Source organism: Shinella zoogloeoides, assembly GCF_030733845.1.
GTDB lineage: Bacteria > Pseudomonadota > Alphaproteobacteria > Rhizobiales > Rhizobiaceae > Shinella > Shinella zoogloeoides_C.
In genome coordinates, this window is the sequence record NZ_CP132311.1 from 513,811 (window position 1) to 537,465 (window position 23,655).

Annotated in this window: 16 protein-coding genes; 11 read left to right on the plus strand and 5 right to left on the minus strand. The window is 65.3% G+C overall.

Features of this window, described 5'->3' with window-relative positions:
- Positions 1–47: 47 nt before the first annotated feature.
- A complete protein-coding gene (locus Q9316_RS03470) occupies positions 48–281 on the plus strand; it encodes a serine hydrolase (RefSeq protein ID WP_306033856.1) in 234 nt (77 codons plus the stop codon).
- A gap of 63 nt (positions 282–344) precedes the next feature.
- Here Q9316_RS03470 and ocd read toward each other — a convergent pair whose 3' ends face one another.
- Together ocd and rocF are read right to left on the minus strand one after the other, a co-directional pair.
- Positions 345–1,406, minus strand: a complete 1,062-nt coding sequence (gene ocd / locus Q9316_RS03475; RefSeq protein WP_306033857.1) for an ornithine cyclodeaminase — start codon at positions 1,404–1,406, stop codon at positions 345–347.
- Between the two features lie 28 nt (positions 1,407–1,434).
- The gene (gene rocF, locus Q9316_RS03480; RefSeq protein WP_306033858.1) at positions 1,435–2,355 is read right to left on the minus strand and encodes an arginase; all 921 of its coding nucleotides are present in this window, start codon (positions 2,353–2,355) and stop codon (positions 1,435–1,437) included.
- Positions 2,356–2,474: 119 nt separating this feature from the next.
- On the opposite strand from rocF, the gene Q9316_RS03485 reads away from it, so the two are divergent.
- Positions 2,475–2,912: an Lrp/AsnC family transcriptional regulator gene (locus Q9316_RS03485; RefSeq protein WP_306033859.1), complete on the plus strand. Its 438-nt coding sequence runs from the start codon at positions 2,475–2,477 to the stop codon at positions 2,910–2,912.
- 10 nt (positions 2,913–2,922) lie between these two features.
- Here the strand turns inward: Q9316_RS03485 and Q9316_RS03490 are convergent, their stop codons facing one another.
- The gene (locus Q9316_RS03490; protein ID WP_306033860.1) at positions 2,923–4,029 is read right to left on the minus strand and encodes a hypothetical protein; all 1,107 of its coding nucleotides are present in this window, start codon (positions 4,027–4,029) and stop codon (positions 2,923–2,925) included.
- 133 nt (positions 4,030–4,162) lie between these two features.
- The gene (locus Q9316_RS03495; RefSeq protein WP_306033861.1) at positions 4,163–7,147 is read right to left on the minus strand and encodes an autotransporter outer membrane beta-barrel domain-containing protein; all 2,985 of its coding nucleotides are present in this window, start codon (positions 7,145–7,147) and stop codon (positions 4,163–4,165) included.
- Between the two features lie 240 nt (positions 7,148–7,387).
- On the opposite strand from Q9316_RS03495, the gene Q9316_RS03500 reads away from it, so the two are divergent.
- The 4 genes from Q9316_RS03500 to Q9316_RS03515 all read left to right on the plus strand — a co-directional run bounded on the left by Q9316_RS03500 (position 7,388) and on the right by Q9316_RS03515 (position 9,866).
- Complete coding sequence (locus tag Q9316_RS03500; RefSeq protein WP_306033862.1) at positions 7,388–7,639, plus strand: glycine zipper domain-containing protein; 252 nt, start codon at positions 7,388–7,390, stop codon at positions 7,637–7,639.
- Between the two features lie 155 nt (positions 7,640–7,794).
- Entirely contained in the window at positions 7,795–8,028 is a 234-nt protein-coding gene (locus tag Q9316_RS03505) for a hypothetical protein (protein ID WP_306033863.1), read from the plus strand.
- An 11-nt stretch (positions 8,029–8,039) separates the two neighbouring features.
- A complete protein-coding gene (locus Q9316_RS03510; protein WP_306033864.1) occupies positions 8,040–8,186 on the plus strand; it encodes a hypothetical protein in 147 nt (48 codons plus the stop codon).
- A gap of 105 nt (positions 8,187–8,291) precedes the next feature.
- The gene (locus tag Q9316_RS03515) at positions 8,292–9,866 is read left to right on the plus strand and encodes a phospholipase D-like domain-containing protein (RefSeq protein ID WP_306033865.1); all 1,575 of its coding nucleotides are present in this window, start codon (positions 8,292–8,294) and stop codon (positions 9,864–9,866) included.
- Here the strand turns inward: Q9316_RS03515 and Q9316_RS03520 are convergent.
- Positions 9,764–10,696, minus strand: coding sequence for a lysylphosphatidylglycerol synthase domain-containing protein (locus Q9316_RS03520; RefSeq protein ID WP_306033866.1), 933 nt, complete (start codon positions 10,694–10,696; stop codon positions 9,764–9,766). The two genes, Q9316_RS03515 and Q9316_RS03520, sit on opposite strands and share 103 nt — an antisense overlap.
- 85 nt (positions 10,697–10,781) lie before the next feature.
- Here Q9316_RS03520 and Q9316_RS03525 point away from each other — a divergent pair, with 85 nt between their 5' ends.
- The 5 genes from Q9316_RS03525 (at position 10,782) to Q9316_RS03545 (ending at position 23,654) form a co-directional block, all read left to right on the plus strand.
- The gene (locus Q9316_RS03525) at positions 10,782–11,507 is read left to right on the plus strand and encodes an endonuclease/exonuclease/phosphatase family protein (RefSeq protein ID WP_306033867.1); all 726 of its coding nucleotides are present in this window, start codon (positions 10,782–10,784) and stop codon (positions 11,505–11,507) included.
- 277 nt (positions 11,508–11,784) lie between these two features.
- Positions 11,785–12,930 (plus strand): polysaccharide biosynthesis/export family protein, encoded by a 1,146-nt coding sequence (locus Q9316_RS03530; protein WP_306033868.1) that lies wholly within the window; start codon positions 11,785–11,787, stop codon positions 12,928–12,930.
- Positions 12,931–13,160: 230 nt separating this feature from the next.
- Positions 13,161–14,756 carry an LTA synthase family protein gene (locus tag Q9316_RS03535; RefSeq protein ID WP_306033869.1) on the plus strand — a complete coding sequence of 532 codons (1,596 nt, stop codon included), beginning with the start codon at positions 13,161–13,163 and terminating at the stop codon, positions 14,754–14,756.
- 36 nt (positions 14,757–14,792) lie between these two features.
- On the plus strand, positions 14,793–16,031 hold the full coding sequence (locus Q9316_RS03540; RefSeq protein ID WP_306033870.1) for a capsule biosynthesis protein: 1,239 nt from the start codon (positions 14,793–14,795) through the stop codon (positions 16,029–16,031).
- A 237-nt stretch (positions 16,032–16,268) separates the two neighbouring features.
- On the plus strand, positions 16,269–23,654 hold the full coding sequence (locus Q9316_RS03545; protein WP_306033871.1) for an SDR family NAD(P)-dependent oxidoreductase: 7,386 nt from the start codon (positions 16,269–16,271) through the stop codon (positions 23,652–23,654).
- Position 23,655: the final 1 nt, after the last annotated feature.

The following is a 23,655-nucleotide window of genomic DNA, read 5'->3' on the forward strand; positions in this document are numbered from 1 at the left end:
GTCCTTTGCGCATCGAGACATCTTGCAATTGTCGAAGAGAACGAGAGATGGAACTCAATCGGCGTGAAACACTCGGATTGCTGGACGCTTCGGGCGCGGCGATGATGCTGCCGGAGGCCGCGCGGACCATCGGCTGGAGCGGCGGCTTCGGCACCAAGTGGCAAAGCGATCCGGCAAAGCGGCTGACGACGATCCTCCTGACCCAGCGCATGTTCGACGGCCCCAAGCCGGTGGCGATCTTCAACCGGTTCGAGCAGGATGCAAGGGCATTGGCCGGCTGAGCAGGCGGCCGCGTCCGCCCGGCTTTGTGCGTCGAAGCCGGGCGGAAATGCGTTCTGACTGCGTTACGCCGCCGCCATCTTCGCTTCGCAGCGCAGCAGCATGCCGTAGAGATCGCGGGGCTCGTCGGGGTCGGCGAGGAGGTCGAGCTCGGTGAACATCTCGAACTGCGCGATCTTCTCGCGCACGTAGCGCAGGGCCGAGAAGTCCTCGATGGCGAAGCCCACACCGTCGAACAGCGTGATCTGGTCGGCGCTCCTGCGGCCTTCCGTCTCGCCGGTCATGACCTGCCAGAGTTCGATGACGGGATGTTCGGCCGGCAATTGCTGGATTTCGCCTTCGATGCGCGTCTGCGGCGGATATTCGACGAAGATGTCCGAGCGCAGCAGGATGTCCTTGCTGAGTTCGGTCTTGCCGGGGCAGTCGCCGCCCACCGCGTTGATGTGCACGCCGGGGCCGACATGGTTGTCGGAGAGGATCGTCGCATATTGCTTGTCGGCGGTGACGGTGGTGATGATGTCGGCGCCCTCGACGGCCTCCTCGACGGAGGAGCACTCCACGATGGTGAAGCCGAGGCCGGCGAGGTTCTTCGCGCATTTGTGGATCGCCGCTGCGTCGATATCGTAGAGGCGGAGCTTGTCGATCCCGAGAAGCGACTTGAAGGCGCGGGCCTGGAATTCGCTCTGCGCGCCGTTGCCGATGATCGCCATCGTACGGGCGTTCGGGCGGGCGAGGTATTTCGCCGCGACTGCCGAGGTCGCCGCGGTGCGCAGCGCGGTCAGGATCGTCATCTCGGTCAGGAGCATCGGGTAGCCGTTGCCGACATCCGAGAGCACGCCGAAGGCCGTCACGGTCTGCCGGCCGTCGCGTGTGTTCTTCGGATGGCCGTTGACATATTTGAAGCCGTAGAGCGTTCCGTCGCTCGTCGGCATCAGCTCGATAACGCCTTCCTGTGAATGGGAGGCGACGCGCGGGGTCTTGTCGAAGACCGGCCAGCGGCGGAAGTCCTCTTCGATCGTCGCCGCCAGTTCCGTCAGGAACCGGTCGATGCCGACCTTCAGCACCAGCTTCATCATGTGGTCGACGCTGACGAACGGCACCACGTTCAATTTCGGTTCAGTGTTCATTTTCCCTCCAACCAAAGAACAGCCGTACTCAGCCTGCGCGGGTCGGGCGATCCATCACCCGCTTGCCCATCAGGCTGGCAACAAGATCGACGAGGAGCTTTGCGGTCTTGCCGCGCTCGTCGAGGAACGGGTTGAGCTCGACGATGTCGAGGCTCGTCACCAGGTCGCTGTCATGGAGCATTTCCATGATGAGGTGCGCCTCGCGGAACGTCGCCCCGCCCGGCACCGTGGTGCCGACGGCCGGCGCGATATCCGGCTCCAGGAAATCGACGTCGAAGCTCACATGCAGCAGCCCGTTGACGGCGCTGACGCGCTCCAGGAACGTGCGCACGAGGACGGCGACGCCATGCTCGTCGATCACGCGCATGTCGTGCACGGTAATGCCGGTTTTGCGGATCGCGGCCTGCTCGGCGGGATCGACGCTGCGAATGCCGATCATGCAGACGTTTTCCGTCGGCACGGCATGGGCGAGCGCGGGGAAGTAGCCGTCGAAGCCGGTCTGGCCGGTATAGTAGGAGACGGGCGTGCCGTGCAGGTTGCCGCTGACGGTCGATTCAAGGCTGTGGAAGTCGGTGTGTGCATCCAGCCAGAGCACGAAGAGCGGCCGGCCGAGTTCGGCGGCGCGCCGTGCGAGACCCGGAACGGTGCCCGCCGATATGGCGTGGTCGCCGCCGAGGAAGATCGGCATGCCGGCCTTGCTGTGCTCGTAGGCGGCAGCAGACAGCGCCTCCACCCAGGCGACCGTCTCGCCGAGATGGTGCACCGCCGCGTTCGGATGCGGCATCTCCTCGAAGGCGCGGGGAACGAGGTTGCCGGTATCCTTCACCGTGTGGCCCAGTTCCTCCAGCGCCGTGTGAAGGCCGGCGATGCGCAGGGCGCTTGGGCCCATCTCGCAGCCGAGTTGTCCCGCACCGATTTGCAGGGGCGCTCCGATCAGCGTGCACTCCATGATGTACTCCCGTTTGTTTTCCCCGACTCTAGAAGCGCCGGATGGCAGAATGAATATTGAATTTTGGCATGTCGGAATAGCATATTGATCATATTGGCAAGCGTGGGAGCCAAATTGGCATGGACGAACTGGACCAGAAGATCGTGACGCTGCTGCGCGGCAACGGACGCCGCAGCGTTTCGGACCTTGCGATCGAAGCCGGCGCGTCACGGGCGACCGTGCGGGCGCGCATCGAGCGGATGGAGGAGGACGGCACCATCCTCGGCTATACGGTGATGCTGCGCGCCGATGCCCTGGAGGATGTGGTTCGCGGGGTGATGATGATCGAGATCGAGGGTCATGTGACCGATCGCGTCATCCGGACGCTGGGCGGCTTTGCGGAGATTTCGCAGATCCATACGACGAACGGCCGATGGGACCTGCTGGTTGAGCTCAGCGCCTCGAGTCTCACCGAGTTCGACGCGGTGCTGCGCAAGATCCGCCTCGTTCCCGGCATCACCGGGAGCGAGACGAGCCTTCTCCTGTCGACGCCGCGGTCGACGAAGGCAAAGCTGTAGCCGGTGTTTGCTACTTCCAGCTCTGATAGTCGGCGGCCGTGCAGCCGAAGGGGGCCAGGCCATCGCCGAAGCGCTTCTGCAACTGGTCGCAGCCCCAGCGGTTGAGGGCCTCCGGCATCATGTTGTTGATGTCCATTCCCGGCGAATTGTACTGCGAGGGCGCGCTGGTCACGTACCAGAGCCAGTAGCCGAAAAAGCCGCCGACGATGAGCGCGAGGACAAGGAAGAACAGGCCGAGCCGCCGTGCGAACGAAAGACCCTTCTTTGCCGGGGCCGTGAGCGGTGCTGCCATCGGCTGGCCGCCGGCAGAGGATGCGGCTGCCAGGATCGGGGCGAGGGCTTCGGCGCGTTCCTGCTCGGTCATCTCGATGCGCTCCAGGCGATCGTCGAGAAGAACCGGCAGGGAGGTGTCGCCATGCCAGACCGCCAGCGCAACAGCGTTGCTGCCGGCATCGCCGACGATGATCGGTTCCTGCCCGGCCTCGAACCGGGTAAAGGCGACGCGCTTGGTCTTCCGCTCGCTCACCCGGTCGGCATAGGTGATCGCCAGGCGGTTGCGCTTGTTGTCGACCGCGGTGATTTCGACCGGGACCGGCGTGAGGACAGCCGGATGTTTTAACTGCCCGCGCACACGCAGGATGCGCAGGGCAAGGAAGATCATCACCAGCGACCCGCCGCCGAGCAGAACGGCGAAGACGGCCAGCGTGACGATCCGGTTCCACAGCATGTCGAGGCCGAGGCTGATCGTGGCGAGGTCCGGCTTGTCGGCGGAAATCACGAGGCCCGTCTCATAGTCGCCGGAGTGGAAGTCGACGAACATGATCTCGACGTCCTTCTCATAGCGTTGGCCGCCGTGCTCATAGGCGAGATCGACCTCGCAGGTCGTGAAGACGGCCTTGCGCGTCTTGCAGCTGCCGTTGATGTCGCCGTTCTCGATGACGAGCGGATTCTGGCTGATCTTGTAGTCGCGCAGGATCCCCGGTCCCTCGGCCACCACCATGAAGACGGCGATCGCCAGGAGGATCGGCGTGGAGAAGTAGTAGGCGAGCGGCGTGGAGATAACCCCGCGCTTCAAGGTGAGAGGACGGGTGGGAAGCTTGATGGTGGGAAATGCCATGATCTACCTGAAAAAATATGTCGTCTATCGTGCGTATCTGCACGTTGGAGACGGCGGTAGCCACCCTTTCATTCGAAAAAATTTGCGTAGTGCAGCGCGTCCTAGGTGGGGGCAGGGATAGATTTGCCCGCGCCTAGAACTTCACCAGCAGGTTCGCCTGTGCAGCGTTCGACCGCAGGCCTTCGGCGAATTCGCCCGAATAGGTCAGCGTAAGGCGGGTGGATTTGGAGAGCTTGGCGGAGACGCCGGCCTTTACCACCACCGCGTCGCGCGGCATCGCCACCCCTTCGATGAGGAAGGGTGTGCCGCCCGCGAAGGCGAAGCGGGAGGATGGCGTCAGGTCGCCGGCGGCGTGCCGCCAGCCCAGCATGCCCGAGAGGGTGACGGGCAGGCCGTCCGTCGGCAGGTCCGCCGACCAGCGCAGACCCACGGTCGATATCGCCACATCGTCCGAACTGCCGGCCGCCGACAATGCCGCAGCACCGCCGCCTTCGCTGAAGTCGTCCGTACGGAGATTGACATAGGCAAGGTTGGCGAAGGGCTGGAGCGTGACGTCGTCCATATCGAACGTCCAGGAAACATCCCCGAAAACCTGCATGGTGGCGCTGGCATAGTCTCCCGTCAGCCGATCGGCGAAGGTGCCGAAGGCGACGTCGCGCCGGACCGATGCGTCGTTCCGGCTGTAGAGCGCGCCACCGGTTATATCGAGCGGCCCGACGTTGCCGGAAGCGTAGAGCCCGACATGGTAGGAATCCGCGTCCGCCTGCGGTTGCAGGGATAGATGGCTGTAGCCGACCAGGCCGCCGAGGCGCCATTGGTCGGAAACGACGGCATCCGCCCCGAACACGCCGCCGGCAACGCGGCTCTCGATGCCCTTGGCATTGCCGTCGTCCGAGAAGCGGTTTGCGGCAAGGAAGCCGGACGTCCAGAACGTCAGCGCTTCGCCCTGTGCGGAACGCCGCTCGCCGGACGTGGTCATCCGGTCGAGGATCGCCTCGCGCGGGAAACGGCTCTCCCAAAGCAATTCGCTCTTCAGGGAGGCGTGGACCTCGCCGCTTAGCTGCGGGAACGCGCCGGCGGCGCTTTGCGCGTCGAGCGGCAGAACGGCCAGGAAGAGCGGATTCGTCGCCCCGAGGGATTCGACGGCGGCTGCGGTCGCGCGGCCGTTCGCGGTTTCCGCGATGTCGGAGAACCGCACATCGTTGCGGTCGAGCGCCAGATCGATACTCGTCGCGCCATAGGTCAGCGTCGGCGACAGGAAGGCGAAGTCGCTCGCAATGCTGTCGAAGGTGCCGGTGATGCTGCCGGCGGTCAGGATCGTGTAGTCGTTGGTCAGGCCGTAGCTGCCGCTTGCGGCGCGAAGTTCCAGCGTGCCGCCGTCGATGACGAGCGCACCGGATGCGTTCACCCGGTCGGAAAGCCCAGGAGCACCGATCTCGACCTCGTAAATCGATCCGGACCGGAATGTCACGTCCCCGTTGACGGCCAGCGTCTGGATGCCCGGCCCGGGCGAAAGCACGCCGCCCGCATTGACGGTCAGCCCGCCGGCAACGCCGCTGCCGGTCAGGAGGCCGCCGTCGAAGATGTCGATCACGCCCGCGACCGTCCCCTGGTTGGTGAACGTGCCGCCCGTGACGGTTGCCGTCCCGCCGATCGTGCCGGTGTTGGAGAAGGTGCCGCCGGTGTTGACCAGCGCGGCGATCGTCCCGTCACTGGCGGCATCGCCGGCATTGGTGACGGAGCCTGCCGTTGCCCCGCCATTGTTGGTGAAGGTCCCTTGCGCGCCGACATCGACGTCGGCCAGTGCCGCATTGTTGACGACGGTGCCGCCGCGGATCGTCGTCGTGCCGGCGACCGTGCCGCCACCATTGTTCGTGAAGGTTCCGGCATCGTTCTCGAGGGCGGCGATCGTCCCCGCATTCGAGACGGTCCCGGCATTCCGGATCGTGCCGGCCGTCGCGCCGCTGTTGTTGACGAAGGCCGCCGCCGCGGCGACGTCCGCGTCGGTGATGACGAAGTTGTTCGTCACGGTCCCGCCGGAAACTGTCGTTTTCCCGGTGATCGTGCCGCCGGCATTGTTGGTGAAGCTTCCTGCCGTATTGGTCAGCGAGGCGAGCGAACCGGCATTCGAGGCATTGCCGGCATTGGTGATCGCACCGGCGGTGGCGCCGCTAGTGTTGGTGAAGGTGCCGGCCGCACCGACATCGACGTCGGCAAGGCTCGCATTGTTGGTGACGCTGCCGCCGGCAACCGTCGTTTCGCCGGTCACCTCGCCGCCGAAATTGTTGGTGAAGGTGCCGGCATCGTTCTGAAGCGAGCCGATCGTGCCGGCATTGGAGACGGTGCCGGAATTGCGGACCGCGCCGGCCGTCGCGCCGTTGTTGTTGACGAAGGCCGCCGCGGCCGCGACATCGGCATCGGTGATGACGAAGTTGTTCGTCACGGTGCCGCCCGAAACCGTCGTCTTTCCGGTGATCGTGCCGCCGGTATTGTTGGTGAAGTTGCCCGCCGTATTGGTCAGGGCATCGAGCGTGCCGGTATTGTTGGCGGTGCCGGCATTGGTGAGCGTGCCGGCGGCAGCCCCGCTGTTGTTGACGAACGTGCCGCCTGCGGAGACGGCGACGTCGCCGACCGTGCCATTGTTGGACAGCGATGTCGCCGTGCCGACCGCGGCGCTGCCGAGCGTGCCGTTCACCGTGACGTTTCCGCTGTCGAGCGTCAGCTTGCCATTGAGCGTGCCGTCGACGAACAGGTTGCCGCCGTCGAGATCGACGTCTGAATTCAGCACGCCGCCGGCATTGATGCCGATGCTGCCCGATTGGATCGTGCTGCCGTTCGTCACGGTCAGCGCGCCCGTATTGCCGATCGTGACATTGCCGCCGTCGACGCCCAGCGTGCCGATCGTGATGTCGTTCGTCACCTGCGGGGAACCGGTGTCCACAACCGCGGCGTCGCCGGCTTCCGGCAAGGCGGGGTTCCAGTTCGCCCCGTTGCTGAATTCGTTGTCCGCGCTGCCCGTCCATACGGACTGGGCGAGGGAGGGCATGGTCAGGGCGAGGGAGGCCAGAGCCGTGAACAGCCCGAGACGACGGGAACCCGGAAGCAGTTGCTTCATCATTGATCGACCAATGCTTAGCGAACGCCGCCATACATCGGCGGAATAGATCCAATCCCTACCCAAACATGGTTAATGAATGCCTACGCGGTACGCGCTTGCCCCGCCGGGTTCCCGAAGACCGCGTCCGATCTGCCGGTGAATGTGGCGCTCTCCATCGGCACCGATGTCCTCGTGATGGTTGCTGCATGGAACTTATCCCCGGCAGGATAGTTACGACTCGGTCAAAACCGGGAGGCTATCATGAAGAAGATCATCCTTATCGCCTGCATGGGTCTGTCCCTGGCGGCTTGCACGGCAACCGAACGGGGCGCCGGCGTGGGCGCAGCGACGGGCGCGGTCGTGGGCGGCGTTGCGACGGGCAATGTGCGCGGCGCTGCCGTTGGCGCGGCGGTCGGCGGCGTGGCCGGGGCGCTGATCGGCAATGTCGCCGAACAGCCGGGCCAGTGCTACTACCGCGACCGCTACGGCAGGCGTTATATCGACCGCTGCTGAAGTCGGCCGGCTCGAAGACCGGCACAAGGAATGACCTCGCGGGCCGGCGGCGGCTCGGGCTGGGAACCAATCCTCGCTGATCGCCGTTTCTCCCGCGCACTGATGTTCCCGGCGCCCCGCCTGTGAGCGGGGCGTCCTTTTGTTCGAGGATCGCAATGAACGCACATATATCATCGCCGAAGGGGCGGTCGCCGGCCGCGTACACATTGCGCGAACGCTGTCAGGCCATCCAGGGCGCCGTGCGCGATCTGGCCGATCAGGCGATTGCCGACGGCTTCGCGCCGGATGCGGCTTGCAAGATCATCGAGGACGCAGCCCGCCGGCATGCGCGGGCGGACCAGCCGCTTAGCGGCCGCAAGCGTCTTTCCTTCTCGCCCGTCCCGTTCTGAGGATCGCCTGCATGCGCGCCAGATCGAACCTCATAGGAATGTCGCTCCTCGCGACCTTCATCGTCATTTTCGGCTCGATCTTGAGCATGGCGCTGTTTTCGGAGGGTCGGCAGCCGGAGGCCGTGAGCATCGATGCGCTGGCCACCCCGACGCAGTGATCGCAGCGGCAATCGTTCCGGGGCTTCGCGCCGATCGGGAACCAAAACCGTTTCCGCGAATTCCCGCGCTGGATGAGCGACTTCACCAGACAAGGCGGTAAAAGAGTGCGAAACGAAACGTTCCCGTTGCACGGCATTGATAGCGACACTTTTTCCCCCATCGTCCGGCCCGGCCGCAATGCCTGGCGCGTGGCGAGGGCCGACCGGCTGCGCGTGCTCGTCGACGGCCAAGCCTATTTCCAGGCGCTCGAGGGCGTGCTGGAGCAGGCGCGCAAGAGCGTGTGGATCATCGGCTGGGACTTCAATCCGGATATTCCCATCCGGCCCGAAGAACCGGGCTCGCCGACGCTCGGCGCCTATCTTTTGAAGCTTGTGGAGGAGCGGCCGGAGCTCACCATCCGCGTGCTCATCTGGGCGATGGGGCCGGTCTATTCCGGCAAGTCGCTGAAGATGTTCCGCAAGCGGCGCTGGTCCTCCCACCCGCGCATCGTGCTTGCCTTCGACAGCCGCCATCCGCTCCGCGGCTCGCATCACCAGAAGTTGGTCGTGGTGGACGATAGCGTCGCCTTCGCCGGCGGCATCGATCTTACCGCCAAGCGCTGGGACACGACCGATCACCGGGTCGACGATCCCCGCCGCATCCTGCCCTCGGGCGCGCGCTACGAGCCGGTGCACGACATGCAGGTGGCGCTGGAAGGTGAGGCGGCGCGGGCTGCCGGCGACATTGCGCGCCGGCGCTGGCTGTTCGCCACCGACGAGACCGTGGCGGCAGATGACGGGCTGGCGCATGTCCGCCTGGCCGGAACGGCCGTGGACATGGTGAAGGTGGATGTCGCCTTCGCCCGCACCGAGCCGGCGATCCGCGGCCATGAAGCCGCGACCGAGGCGATGGACCTCACCATCGCCGCCCTCAAGTCCGCCCGCCGGCACATCTATATAGAAAGCCAGTATTTCGCCTCCAAAAAGGTCTGCGACGTGCTCTGCGAAAAGCTTGCCGAGCCCGATGGCCCGGAGGTGGTGGTCATCTCGACGCTGAGTTCGCACGGCACCATCGAGCGCCTGGTGCTGGGCGCCAACCGCGACCGGTTCGTCCGGCGCCTCAGCCAGTGCGACAGGCATGGCCGCATGCGCGCCTTCTATCCCGTCGTGCCCAAGCCGGACGGCACGGAGCAGGAGATCATCATTCATTCCAAGCTGGTCATCGTGGACGATGCGTTCATGCGTGTCGGCTCCTCGAACCTCAATCAGCGCAGCGAGGGGCTCGACACGGAACTCGACGTGGCGATCGAGGCGCGAACGGATGCCGAGCGCCAGGCCATCCTCGCGCTGCGCGACAGGCTGCTGGCGGAACATCTGGAAGCGGACCCGCAAGCGTTCGGCGCGGCCGTCCGGGCTGACGGCCTGCTCGGTAAAACGATCGATGCCTTCAATACGCATGCCCGAGGCCTGCGACCCTTCCGGGACGCGCGCGGCAAGGGCGCCGTGGCGTCGGTCATGGGAACCGGGCTCGTCGATCCGATCGCGCCCTGGTGGCCGATTTCGGCCTTGCCGGGCATTGCGCGATCCTTCCTGCGTCGTCAGCTTGCACGGTTGCTGAGGCCTGCCTCCTCGTTCCGTCCGAGCAAGGCCTCGCTGGCGAGCAGCAAGACGAGCCCCAGCGGCAGCGGGATGAAGAAGTAGACGGCGCGGAAGGCGATCAGCGCGCCGATGGACGCCGCGCCGCCGAGCAGGAAGCCGATCGTCGCCTCCAGCACGCCGAGGCCGCCCGGAACATGGCTGACGAGGGCCGTCAGGTTGCCGACCACATAGGCGGCGGTGGTCTCCATATAGCCGACATCGCCGTTCAGCAGTTGATGCAGGCAGGCCGCGACGAAAGCGAAGTTGACCGTCCCGACGAGGATCTGGAGGGCGGCGAGGCGCAGTTCCGGCAGCGCGAACCGCCAGGACCGCACCTTCAGTTCGCCGCGCACGAAGGCGGCAAGCGCCAGATAGGCCGCTCCGAGCGCAAGGCAGGCGATGCCGAGGGCGGCGGACGCGGCCGTTCCAAGCCCCGCGACCTTTCCCGCGGTGCCGGGAAGCAGAAGAAGGCAAAGGCCTGCGAGCGTGATCAGCCCGAGACCCACCGTCACCCCGCAGAAGACGATCAGTTTTGCGATCTCCTCCGCGTCGAGGCCCCAGCGCGAATAGAAGCGATACCGCACCGCGCCGCTGCTGAGCGCCGCGACGCCGACATTGTGGCCGATGGCAAGGCTGGTGAAGGAGGCGAGCGCCGCGCGCGGATAGGAAAGCGGCTTTCCGACATAGCGCAGCGCCAGGAAGTCGAAAAGCGTCAGGCAAAGATAGGAGCAGGCGGCAAAGGCGAGCGCCAGGGCGAAGTTCACCTTGGGAATGGCGGCGAGCGACCCGCGGATATCCTCCCACGAATATTGGCTTAGCGTGCGATAGATCAGCCAGCCGGCGACGAGAACGGCGCAGGCGACAAGCGCGTGGAGGATATGGGTTCGTTTCATTCTCGGCTCTTCCTCATGTGTGGGGCCGGAACGAAAACGAGGCTTTTCGTGTTCCCAAGGCATTGGAAAGAATGGAAGGAAAAGCATGGGCAGCCGGCTCAGGATCATGACATACAATGTGCATAGCTGCTTCGGCACCGACCGAAAGCTCGATCCAGGCCGTATCGCGGAGGTGATTGCCGAATGCGAGGCGGATATCGTCGCGTTGCAGGAGGTGGACGTGGCGCGCGCCCGCAGCGGCGGCATCGACCAGGCGCAGACGATCGCCGAGCACCTGCGCATGGTTTCGCATTTCCACCCGGCGCTGCACCTGGAGGAAGAGCGCTACGGCGACGCGCTGCTGACTGCGCTTCCTACGCGCCTCGTCAAGGCCGAGGGCTTGCCGTCACGCGGCGAGCCGCGCGGCGCTCTCTGGGTCGAGGTGCCGGTCGACAAGATTAGGCTGCAGATATTCGTCACCCATCTCGGCCTGCTCGGTGCCGAACGCGTTCGTCAGACCGAGGCGCTGATCGGGCCGGGCTGGCTCGGCGCCGAAATGGCCGAGGATTCCCGCATCATCTTTGCGGGAGACCTCAACGCCGTCTCCCGCTCGGCGTCCTATCGCCTGCTGGTACGACGCCTGAAGGATGCGCAGGTGGAATCGGGCGGCAGAATCAAGGCCACCTTTCCCTCGCGATTGCCGCTCCTGCGCATCGACCACATCTTCGTCGGCGACGGGATTTCCGTCCGCAATGCCTTCGTGCACGACACGCCGCTCGCCCGCCGCGCCTCCGATCATCTGCCGCTCTGCGCCGATCTGGACATCGAATAATTTGTCGACTGTGTCCCAAATCCACTTGAGGAATCTGTCCGTTTGCGGGTAATGCCGGTCATCCGTCCGTTCTCGAATGGCCGGTGGCGGCAAGTGACTTTTCTCTTTGGTAAGGTTTTTAATTCACTTGTTTCAAAATGGACGGAAACGGAGGGGATCGACATCGATTGAATGTTGATCAACCTCTTCGGCTGCTGTAACCATGCCTCGCAATCCGCGAGGCGACGCAGCGGGCATGATTGAAAGTTGAAAGTGGATGCGATCGTCTAGTCGATTTTTGCTTGTTCCCGCCTCGCTGGCCGCGCTTCTGACGGTATCGGCCTGTACCGTCATTCCGAGTTCCGGTCCGAGTGCCGGCGCCATCGAATCTGGTGCCAAGGCTGCTGAAACGCCCTATGTGCTGGTCAATGTGACCCAGGCCGTTGCCGACATGCTGTCACGGGATCAGGAGCGCCCGCTTTCCGTCGCCTTCGGTTCCGCGCGCAAGCAAAGCTCGTCGCGCATCGGTGTCGGGGACGTCGTATCCGTCGTCATTTGGGAAGCCTCGCAAACCGGTCTGTTTTCTTCCGGTGAAAGTAATACGGGCGCTGCGCAGATTCCTCCGCAGCCCGTTTCGGAAAACGGAACGATCGTCGTTCCCTATGCCGGCGTCGTGCGTGTCGTCGGTCGCTCGCCGCAGGAAGTCAAAGCGGACATCGAAAAGGCGTTGAGCGGCATGGCGGTCGAACCGCAGGTCCTCGTCAACGTCATTACGAACAATTCCAACACGGTCACTGTGACCGGCGAAGTGGCCAGGAGCGGGCTCATTCCCCTGTTGCCCGGCGACAACCGTCTGATGGACGTCATCGCGACCGCCGGCGGTCCCCGCATGGAATCCCATCAGCTTGCCGTGCAGATCACTCGCGGCTCCAGATCGGAAACGATTCCGATGGAGCAGCTCATCTCGGATCCGCGCGAAAACATCTACGTGCAGTCGAACGACATCATCACGCTCATCCGCCAGCCGCGCAGCTTCACCGTTTTCGGCGCGACGATGGCCAACGCATCCGTGCAGTTCGACGAATCCCAGCTCTACCTCAACCAGGCGCTCGCCAAGGTGGGCGGTCTCAACGACGACCGTGCCAATGCGAAGGGCATATTCGTCTACCGCCGCGAGCCGGTCGAGAGGGTACGCGGCATCGCTCCCTCGGCGCGGGCAATGCACGCCGATGGAACGGTCAACGTCATCTATCAGGTCGATCTGAAGGACCCGAGCGGCTTCTTCATCCTGAAGGGCTTCAAGGTCAGCAACGGCGATCTCATCTATATCGCCAATTCCTCGCTCGCCGAGATCCGGAAATTCTCCACGCTCATCAGCACCACCGTATCGCCGATCGTCCAGGGCGCGGCGGTTGCCAACAATATCAGCGATCTCGGCAACTAGCCGGATTTGAGGGCATGGTCTTCCTCGCGACCTTACCGTCCGCGAGGCATCCGGCCCTGCGAGTGATGCCTCGACCACTGCGGTAGTCCGCCTCCGAAGCCGGGCAAACTCCTTGTGCGGGGGTTGCCTGCCGGCGCATAAATTGCCAGAACCGGATGCATAGGGTTCCATTGGCCGTTTTCCATGTGCGCCTGCCTGGGGACAATCACGAAGCGCATGAGCACCGAGCAATGAATTGGTTTGGCAATCCCTGGCAGTTGACGGCCGCCTGTTATGCCTGGGCCTGTACCGTCGTCTATCTGACGGATCCTCTCGCGCTTCCCCGCGCCGTCGCCGCCAGGCACCGCATCGAACGCTCCCCGCTGCGCGCAATCATCGAAACGCTCGCGCGCCTGCCGATCATCGCACTCGTCTTCGCCGGTTTCTTCGCGATTTCCTGGCGCCCGATCTATGCTGCGCAGGGCACGCTGAGCTTCTTCGTCATCTTCACGGCCATCTCGCGCGCCAAGTTCATCTTTATCCGCGAGCCGCTGGTTTTTTCGGACATCGCCCTCGTCGCTGACGTCTTCAAGCACAAGGAGATATTCTACGCGACGAAGCTCAACGTGGTCTTCTGGATTGCTTCCTGTGGCTACGTCTTCGGAGCGTCGGCGCTCTTCTACTATTTCGAACCGAGCATCCTGCCGGATCGCAACCGGCTATTCTGGATCTTTGTCGGCCTGTGCGTCGCGTTCGGTCCGTATGTGCTGCTCTTCGTCAAGCCGATCAACGTGCAACTGCGCAGCATCAGCGAAAGCCTTCTCCAGACCCTTGACGTTTTCGTCAACACAGTCCGTTTCGGCACCTACACATCCGTCGCCTATCATTTCCTCATCTGGGTCGGCACGCGCCGGGACCAGATCGTCGCCGAACTCATGGCGACCCTGCAGCATGCCTTTCATGAGATCGTCCACGCCGATGACGCGGCAGACAGCGAGAGCGCGCCGCTCGTCGTCGTCTGGCAATCGGAATCCTTCTACGACCTGCGTCATTTCGGCATGCCCCATCTCGACCTTCCCAATATCGACCGCCTGCGCGAGCGCGCGGTACAGGCCGGGCGCATGACGAGCGTTTTCGAGGGCGGTTACACGCTTCGCACGGAATTCGCCGTGCTGAGCGGTCTCCAGCCGGACGACGCGCATGTCGATGCGAGCTATCCCTATCTGCGGGCGGCGCACTATTCGGATATCGCCTGGCCCATGCGGCTCAAGCGGGCGGGCTGGCTCACGCATTTCGTCCATCCCTACGAGCGGACCTTCTTCTTCCGCGACAAGGCCATGCCGCTCCTCGGTTTCGACAACATGACCATGCTGGACGGTTTCGCGCACGATCCTTCGGTTGATGGCCCCTATGTCTCGGACGGGAAGCTGACGAAAATGGTCGTCGACATCATCGAGGGCATCGGCAAGGAGCAGTCGGCGCTTGTCTTCGTCGCATCCATGGGCAATCACGGGCCGTGGCTGCCGGGCCGATGCGGCGAGCTGACGGATCCCGTCGAGATCTACACCGAACTGCTGCGCAAGACGGACGAGGCGCTCGGGCACCTGGTTTCCTACCTCGATAGCCTCGACCGCCCCGTCTGGCTGGCTTTCTACGGCGACCATGCGCCCCTGCTGAAAACCCTTGCCGATCCGTTCCCCGATCCGCGCACGGACTACGCCCTGGTGCCGCTGGCCCGGGCGGGGGAAGGGCGGGTGGATGTGCCGGTCGACAAGGAAGAGGCGCCGTGGAACCTGCTCGGCACGCTTTTCACGCATGCCGACGTGCAGCGGCGGAGAGTGCCATGACGCTGGAGACAGTTAAGCCGGGGGCTCCTTAAAAAAATGCGCACCTTCCTCTTCCTGCAAGGGCCGTCGTCCCCGCTCTTTTCCAAATGCGCCGCAGCGTTGGAGGCGCGGGGGCATACCTGTCTGCATATCAACCTCAATGTCGGCGACTGGATCTTCTGGCGCCGGCGCGGCGGCACCAACTATCGCGGCCGGCCGGAGCGCTGGCCGCAATTCGTGCGCGACTTCATGATCCGCAACGGCGTCACCGACCTCCTGCTGCTCGGCGAGGAGCGCCCCTATCACAAGACGGCCGTCGCGGCCGCCAAGGCGCTCGGTATCGATGTCTACGTCATAGAGCTGGGGTATCTGCGGCCCGACTGGGTAACGCTCGAGCGCGACGGCATGTCGTCCAATTCCCATTTCCCCCGCGAGCCGCAGCGCATCCTCGCCGAGGCGGAAGGCCTGCCCGAGCCGGATTGGACGGTCCGCTATCGCCAGAGCTTTACGGTGGAGGCTTGCTGCGACCTTCTCTACAATCTGCCGAACGTCTTCCTCTGGTTCCTCTATCCCCACTATCGCCGGCATGGGCTTTTCCATCCGCTTGCCGAATATGCCGGATGGATCCTCCGGCTCCTGCGTAAGAAAAGGACCGAGCGGGACGCGCAGGAGACCTGCGACCGGTTGCTCGCAAGCGGCCAGCCCTTCTTCATATACCCGCTTCAGTTGCAGACAGACTATCAGTTGCGTGCCCATTCCCCGTTCGCCAGCCAGCAGGAAGCGATCACCCTCGTCCTGGCTTCCTTTGCGGCTCATGCGGCGAACGACGGCCAGCTCCTGGTCAAGCTGCATCCGCTCGACAATGGTCTTATCGATTGGCGGGCTTGTGTAGAGAAGGAGGCGCAGCGCCATGGAATCGGCGGGCGCGTGCACGTCATCGACGGCGGCAACCTCGACCGGTTGATCGACAGCGCGACGGGCCTTGTCACCGTCAATTCGACCGCCGTGCTCGGCGCCTTCAAGCGGCACAAGCCGGTCAAGACGCTGGGCGCGGCGGTGTTCGATACGCCCGGCCTCAGTTATCCCGCTTCGCTCGACGCCTTCTGGGGCAACCCGTATCCCGCCGAGAAGACGCTGGAGGATGCCTTCTTCAGGCTGATTGCCGCGAAATATCAGGTACGCGGCAACTTCTTTTCGGACGCCGGCACCTCTGCCGCGGCCGAGGCGATCGCGCAGCGCCTCGTGGATGAAAAGGAAGGCGACATGGCGGGAGCTGCACAAGGCATCGCCGTGTGACACTCGCCCGAACAGATCGCTCGGCTCAATTTCTCTTACCCATATTTGTGTAGTGTGATCGGCAAATCGCCTTGTTTATGGCACAGTGCGCACTTGCATTGGCGGGCAGGCGTCCTGTATTGGCATTATTATATTAGGACGGCGAACAACTCAGGGTGTAGCCATGCGAGGTCTTCGGAAACAACTGTTTCCCGACAGGCCTTTAGGACTAGGCGATAGTGACGATGTTTGGTGCTCATGACCGTTGAAATTATCGGATATGCCGCTGTTGCTCCGGGAGCCGGTTCCGCTTCGCAGTTGTTCGATCTGCTGCGCCGGGGCGAATGCGCCGTTACCGAAGTTCCCGCGGATCGCTGGGACCGGTCGCGCTTCTGGCATCCCGTCGGCAGCGCCGGCAAGACCTATACGTTCGCGGCCGGCGTCGTCGATGATATCGATACGTTCGATGCGCGTATTTTCGGCCTTTCGCGACGCGAGGCGATGGCGATGGATCCGCAGCAGCGCCTGCTGCTGTCCGTGACCTGGCGCGCCCTGGAGGATGCGAACCTCTCCATCTCCTCCCTGCAGAAAGAAGCGATCGGCGTCTATATCGGCGCGTCCAGTCTCGACGGCGCCAACTTGTCCACGGAAGATCCTGCTGCGGGCGGCCCGTATTTCATGACGGGCAACACCTTGTCCATCGTCGCCAATCGCATCTCGCACATCTTCGGCCTCAGCGGGCCGAGCCTGACGATCGACACGGCCTGTTCGTCCTCCCTGGTCGCGCTCGACCAGGCGGTGCGGGCGCTCAACCGGGGCGAAATCGACACGGCAATCGTCGGCGGCGTCAATCTGCTGATCCACCCGCTGCCGTTCGTCGGCTTTGCGCAGGCGCGCATGCTTTCTCCCGAGGGCCGCTGCCGCGCCTATGACAATGACGCGTCTGGCTATGTGCGCGCGGAAGGGGCGGTGGCCGTCGTCCTGCGCCGTAGCGACAGGGTGGACGCCGCGGGAGACCGCAGCCGTGCCCGCATCCTCGCGACCGGGGTCAACTCCGCCGGCAGGACGAACGGCATTTCTCTGCCCTCCCAGGAGGCGCAGGCACGCCTTCTCCAGACGATCTATGCCGATCCGGCGATCGACCCGAACCATGTGGCCTTCATCGAAGGCCATGGCACCGGCACGAAGGTCGGCGATCCGGCCGAGGTCTGGGCGATCGGCCAGGTTCTCGGCCAGAAGCGCCACGCGCCTATCCCGCTCGGTTCCATCAAGACCAATATCGGCCATACGGAGCCGGCATCGGGCCTCTTCGGCGTGTTGAAGGCCGTCATGGCGCTCGAGCATGATTATCTCCCGGCATCGCTGTTTTTCGATACGCCGAACGATGCCATCGACTTCAACGGCCTCAATGTCAGCGTGACGTCGACGCCGCTGCCGCTGCTGCGCAGCCAGCGCCCCCGCCTTGCCGGCATCAATTCGTTCGGCTTCGGCGGAACGAACGCGCATGTCGTCGTTTCCGATCCGGTTTCCCGTCAGGGCGCTGCCGCGGGCAATGCGACCGAGAGCGGCTACTTCATGGTTTCGGCCCATACGGAAACCGCGCTTCGCACGCTGCTGGAAGACTATCGCGACCGGCTCGCCGGCACGGCGGACCAGGCATCTGCACCGGCGCTCGTTGCCGCCGCGACCGCGGGCCGGACGCCGATGCGCCATCGTTTCGTCACGCAGGTAAGAAAGCCCCGCGACATCGTCGCGGTGATCGACGACCAGCTTGCCGGGCTGGCCGGCATGGCTGCCGCCGTGGGCGAGGCGCCGGTCGGCGAACCCAGGGTCGCCTTCGTGTTTGCCGGCAACGGCGCGCAATGGGCCGGCATGGGTGTAGACGCGCTGCGCACCAACCCGGATTTCCGCCGGCATTTCTCCGCCATAAGCGCGCTGTTCGAGGATCAGATCGGTGAAAAGCTCACGGCGCTCCTCGTCGCAGACGATCTCGCCGAGCGCCTTGCCGATACGCGCGTCGCCCAGCCGCTTCTGTTCTCGATCCAGGTGGCGCTGGCACAATGCCTCATCGGCGCCGGTATCCGCCCGGCGGCAGTCCTCGGCCACTCGATCGGCGAAGTCGCCGCCGCGCATATCGCCGGCGCGCTGTCGCTGGTCGATGCCGTGGCGGTCGTCGCCGTCCGCTCCCGCTGCCAGCACATCACCAAGGGCAAGGGAACGATGGCGGCGGCGCTATGCGGCGAAGAGGCCGCCCGCGATTTCATCCGTCGTAACGGTCTCGACGGCCTCACCGTCGCTGCCGTCAATGCCGGCAATTCCGTCACGATCTCCGGTCCGAAGGACGAGATCGCGGCATTGCGTACCATCGGCCGCCGCCAGAAGCTGGCGGTCCAGCTGCTGGAAATCGACTATCCCTTCCATCATCCGCTGGTCGACGAGGCGAAGGAGGAGTTCCTCCGCACGCTGCCGAAGATCGCGCCGCGGGCGACGGAATACGATTTCATCTCCACCGTGACGGGAGAGCGGATCGACGGCATCGAACTCGACGGCGCCTATTGGTGGCGCAACGTGCGCGAGCCGGTCTATTTCATGCAAGGGGTCGCGCAGGCGCTGGCGCAGGGCTGCAACCTGCTGATGGAAATTTCGCCGAGGCCGATTCTCACCAACTATCTAAAGGATGCCGTGAAGACGAGCGGCGCGCCTGCGCAGCTCGTTCCGACGCTCGACAAGAGCGAGGATACGGGTGATCCGGTTGCGAACTGTATCATCCGTGCCCTGGCGCATGGCGCGGCCCTGCCGCGGGCGCAGCGCAATGCGGTGGTCGACCTGCCGGGCATCCCCTTCGAGCCGGAATGCATGACCGGCACGCCGACCACGGACAGCTACGACCTGTTCGGCCGGCACATGACCCGGCCCTATTCGCTGGCCGGCTGGCGCGCGGACCCGAACAGCTATGCCTGGAAGAACCATCTCGATGCACGCCTCTTCCCGGACCTTGCCGAACACGTCGTCGATGGCCGGGCGATCATGCCGGGCGCCGGCTTCATCGAGATCGCGCTCCAGGTGGCCCAGCAGGCGCTCGGCACCGAGGCCGTGCAGCTCACGAATATCGAGCTGTTGCGTCCGCTCGAACTCGGCGCCACCATGGTCGAACTGTCGACGGTCATCTCTCGGGAAACCGGCACGATCGAAATCCGCTCGCGCGAGCGGCTGAGCGCGGACGACTGGACCCTGCACGTCGTGTGCCGCTGCCAGAAGGTGCTGCCGGCCATGCGCACGCCGGCCCTCGAGGCGCTCGGCCCGCGGGCCGAGGACGTGTCGCCGGAGCGGATCTACACCATCGCATCCTCCTTCGGCCTGGATTACGGCCCGGCATTTCGCCTCGCCACCGGCGTCAGGACCGACCAGCACAAGCGCATCGATGTCGTGCTCTCTCCCGGTGCAGCGCCCGCCCATCCGATGCTGGCCTGGGGCATCAGCCCCATGCTGCTCGACGCTGCCTTCCACGGCCTTGTCGGACTGTTCGACCGGTTTTCGGGCGATGCCGAGGGCGCGCCCTATATTCCGGTCCATTTCGGCTCCGTCGCTCTTCTGGCGACCGGCGTCACGCCGTACCGTGCCCGCATCGAAGTCCAGCGGGTCAGCGCCCATTCCATCAAGGCGCGCTTCGTGCTCGAAACCGAGGATGGCCGGCCCGTTGTCCTCCTGGAGGATTGCCGCTTCCGCCGGACCTGGCTCCAGCAGCACCATACGCCGGCATCGCTGACCTTCCACTACGAGGCGGTGCCCGTCGCGGAGGCCGTCGTCGGCAACCCGTCGCAAACCGCTCCCGCCTTCATGATGACGGCGCCGGAGCCCTCCACGCCGGATGACGCTTCACTTCTCCTCCAGGCCGCGGTGCTGCGGGCCTGCCACGATATCGTGCTGCCCCTCGTGGATGCGGCCGGCCGCTTGTCGCCCGCCGGCCTGCCGGGCGACCGGGCGTTCCAGGATTTCCTGTCCAACGCGCTCTATCTCCTGAGCGAGGCCGGCCTTGCCTCGCAGGGCGACGGCGTATGGACCGTTCAGGCCGCATCCGACCTGCCCGAGACGGGCGAAACCCTGGCCGAATTCACGGCGGAGCGACCTGATCGTGGCGCCGAAGCCGTGCTCCTTGCCGAGATTCGCGCCGGCGTGCTGCGCCATATCGATTACCTGCGGTACGGCGGAACGGATGCGCTGGAGCTTGGCGGCAAGACCATGCGCCAGGCCCTTCGCCTGCATTCGCCGCAGGCCCGCGAGCGCAACGCGCTGGTCTTCGCGGCCGCCGAGAAAGCGGTGGCGGATGGCGCGAGGCACGCTCCTGTCATCGTTCAGGTCGGCGCCACGGCGCCGGGCTTCAGCCGCAGGCTGGCGGATCTTGCTGCCCGCGCCGGCGGCAAGCTGGTCATCGTCGAGCCCTCTGACGACTTGCGGCGCGCGGCGGAGGTCGCCTTCGCGACGAGCGGGCGGGTCACCGTCGCCGGCGCGGCGGATGCGCTGCGCGGCGCCGATGTGATCGTCAGCACCTGCGACCGTCTGCATGCCATGCTGGACGCGGACGAAGCCCTGTCCGGCGCACTTGCCGCGGGGCTTGCAAACGGTGCGCGGCTGCTCGCCGCCGAAACGCCGGCTTCGCTGCTTTACGATTTCTTCTTCGGCCTGACGTCCGGCTGGTTCGCGAACGGCCTGTCGCAGGGCTTCCCCGTCGGCCGCCTTGCGAGCGAGGGGGACTGGAAACGCCGGCTCTCGTCGCTTGGCGCAGAGCGCAATGCGCTCCAGACGGTGCAGCGCCCTTATGGCTCGCTTCTTTTGATCGAGGTTTCTCCGGCCGTCGAAGCTGGCGAGGCAGGCTTGCCGAAGGATACCGTCCCGTTCCTGCCGCTCGGCGCGGTTGCCGGCTCGCTGGCCGCCATGCCGGCGATAGACCTTCACCAGCCGGTGGCGGATCTCGGTGAATCCATCACGCAGGCTCTTGCCGCGGAACTGCTGCTGTACGTCGCGCCGGCGGGTGGCGCTGACGACGAAGCGGCGCTGGCGCGTGACGCCCACGGCCTCTCGAAGATCGTCGAGGCCTTGCAGGCAAGCAACGCGAAGCGCCGGCCCAAGCTCGTGCTTCTCCTGCCCGGCGGCGCGCCGGACGGCGCCCGTGAAGGCGGGGTCGCCCCGTCGCCGCTCTCGACGGGGCTCTGGACCTTCGCGCGCGTGCTCGCCAACGAGTTCAGCGAAGTGGACGTACATCTGGTGGATGCGGGGCCCGACGACTGGCAAAAGGCGCTGGACCTTGCCGCCGCCGGCCACGGCGAACGGGAATGGCGCATCGTCGACGGCGGCAGGCACGCGGAGGCGTTCCGCGCCGTAAGCGGCCCCGTCGCTGCCAGCGATGTCTCCCATCTCGACTTTGCCGCCGCCACCGTGCGTCAGCGCGCGCCCTCGCGCGTCGACAGCCTCTATTGGGAAAGCATGGACCGGCCGGAGCCGGCGGCCGGCGAGGTTCTCGTCGAGGTCGCCGCGGCGGGCCTCAATTTCCGCGATGTCATGTGGGCCATGGGCCTTCTGCCGGAAGAGGCGCTGGAAGACGGCTTTGCCGGCGCCACGATCGGCATGGAGTTCTCCGGCCGCGTGGCGGCAGTCGGCAAGGGTGTGGACGACCTTGCCGTCGGAGACCGCGTGATGGGCATCGGCCCGGCGGCCTTCTCCACGCACACGTCGATCAGGCGCGCCGGCCTGGCGAAGCTTCCCGACGAGCTCGATCTCGTCGCCGCCGCCACGGTTCCCGTCACCTTCCTGACGGCCTGGTACGCGCTGGTCGAGCTCGGCCGCGCCCGGGCCGGCGAAACGCTGCTCATCCATGGCGCTGCCGGCGGCGTCGGGCTGGCCGCGATCCAGATTGCCAAGGTGCTGGGCCTCACCATCATCGGCACGGCCGGCAGCGACGAGAAGCGCAGCTACCTGCGCTCGCTCGGCGTCGACATGGTCTTCGATTCCCGCTCGCTCTCCTTCGTGGCCGACGTGAAGGCGGCAACGGGCGGGGAGGGCGTCGATCTCGTGCTGAACTCGCTGTTCTCCGACGCGATGGAGCGCAGCATCGAGCTGGTCAAGCCGTTCGGCCGCTTCCTCGAGCTGGGCAAGCGCGACTACTATGCCGACCGCAAGATCGGCCTGCGCCCGTTCCGCCGCAATGTCAGCTATTTCGGCATCGACGCCGACCAGTTGCCATTGAAGGCCCCGGCGCTGACGAAGGCCATCTTCGCCGATCTCGGCGCGCTGTTCGCCAAGGGCGATCTTCGCGCCTTGCCTTACCGCACCTTCAAGCATGACGAGATCGCCGATGCGTTCCGCCTTATGCAGAATGCCGGCCATATCGGCAAGATCGTGCTGCTGCCGCCGCAGGCGGGCCAAGACGCCGTGGCCGCGGCGGCCGGCAAGCCGGTCGCGTTCGATCCCGATGGTATCCATGTCGTCGTCGGCGGCATCGGCGGCTTCGGCCTCTCGGCGGCCGACTGGCTGGCGGCGCGCGGCGCAAGACGCCTTGCGCTGGTGACGCGCCGCGGCACGTCCGATGCGGAAACCGACGCCGCCATCGCGGCCTGGAAGAAGCGGGGCATCAGTGCAAGCCTTCATGCCTGCGACGTGACCGATGCGAAGGCGGTCGACACGCTGCTTGCCGGCCTGCGCCGGCAGGCGCCGGTCAAGGGCGTCGTCCACGCCGCCATGGTGCTCGACGATGCGCTCCTGCCGAACCTCACGGAAGAGCGCTTCCGGCGGGTCATCGACGTCAAGGCGCGCGGGGCCGCGATCCTCGACAAGGCGACGCGCAAGGACAAGCTCGATTATTTCCTGATGTTCTCCTCGGCGACGACGATGATCGGCAATCCGGGGCAGGGCAATTATGTCGCCGCCAACGGCTACCTCGAAGGCCTGGCGCGTGCGCGGCGGGCGGAAGGGCTTGCCGGCCTTGCGGTCGCCTTCGGCGCGATCTCCGACAGGGGCTACCTCGCCCGCAACGACGAGGTCGGCGATCTTCTCGCCCGCCGCATCGGCAACACCGCGATGAAGGCGGCAACCGCCCTTGCCATGGTCGAGGCGCATATGCGCAGCGATCCGGGCACGGTCGAGGCGGCCGTGGTCGTCTGCTCGCCCATCGACTGGGCCGCGGCGCGCAACCTGAAGATCGTCGGCACGCCACTGTTCGAGGTCCTGCTGCGCCAGGCAGGCCCCGCCGGCAGCGGCAGCGGCGGCGATACCGTGGACCTGACGGCGCTCGTTGCGGAAAAGGGCGAGGCCGAGGCGCTGGACGCGCTCTATGCGCTGGTTGCCGAGGAGATGGCGACGATCCTTCGGGTTCCCGAAAGCTCGCTCGGCCGCGACAAGGTCCTGAAGGATGTCGGCCTCGACAGCCTCATGGCCGTCGAGCTCGCGCTGAGCTTCAAGGAGAAGACCGGCTTCGATATTCCGATCACCAGCGTGGGCGACACGACGACCATCGAAACCGTCGTCCGCAACCTCTATGAAAAGGTTGCGCGTGCCGAAGAGGCAGAGCACGATGGCGAGGAGATCGATCACGTCGAGGCGCTGGCCGAGCAGCATATGGGGTCGTCCCCGGCCGCATCGAGAGGAAGATGAC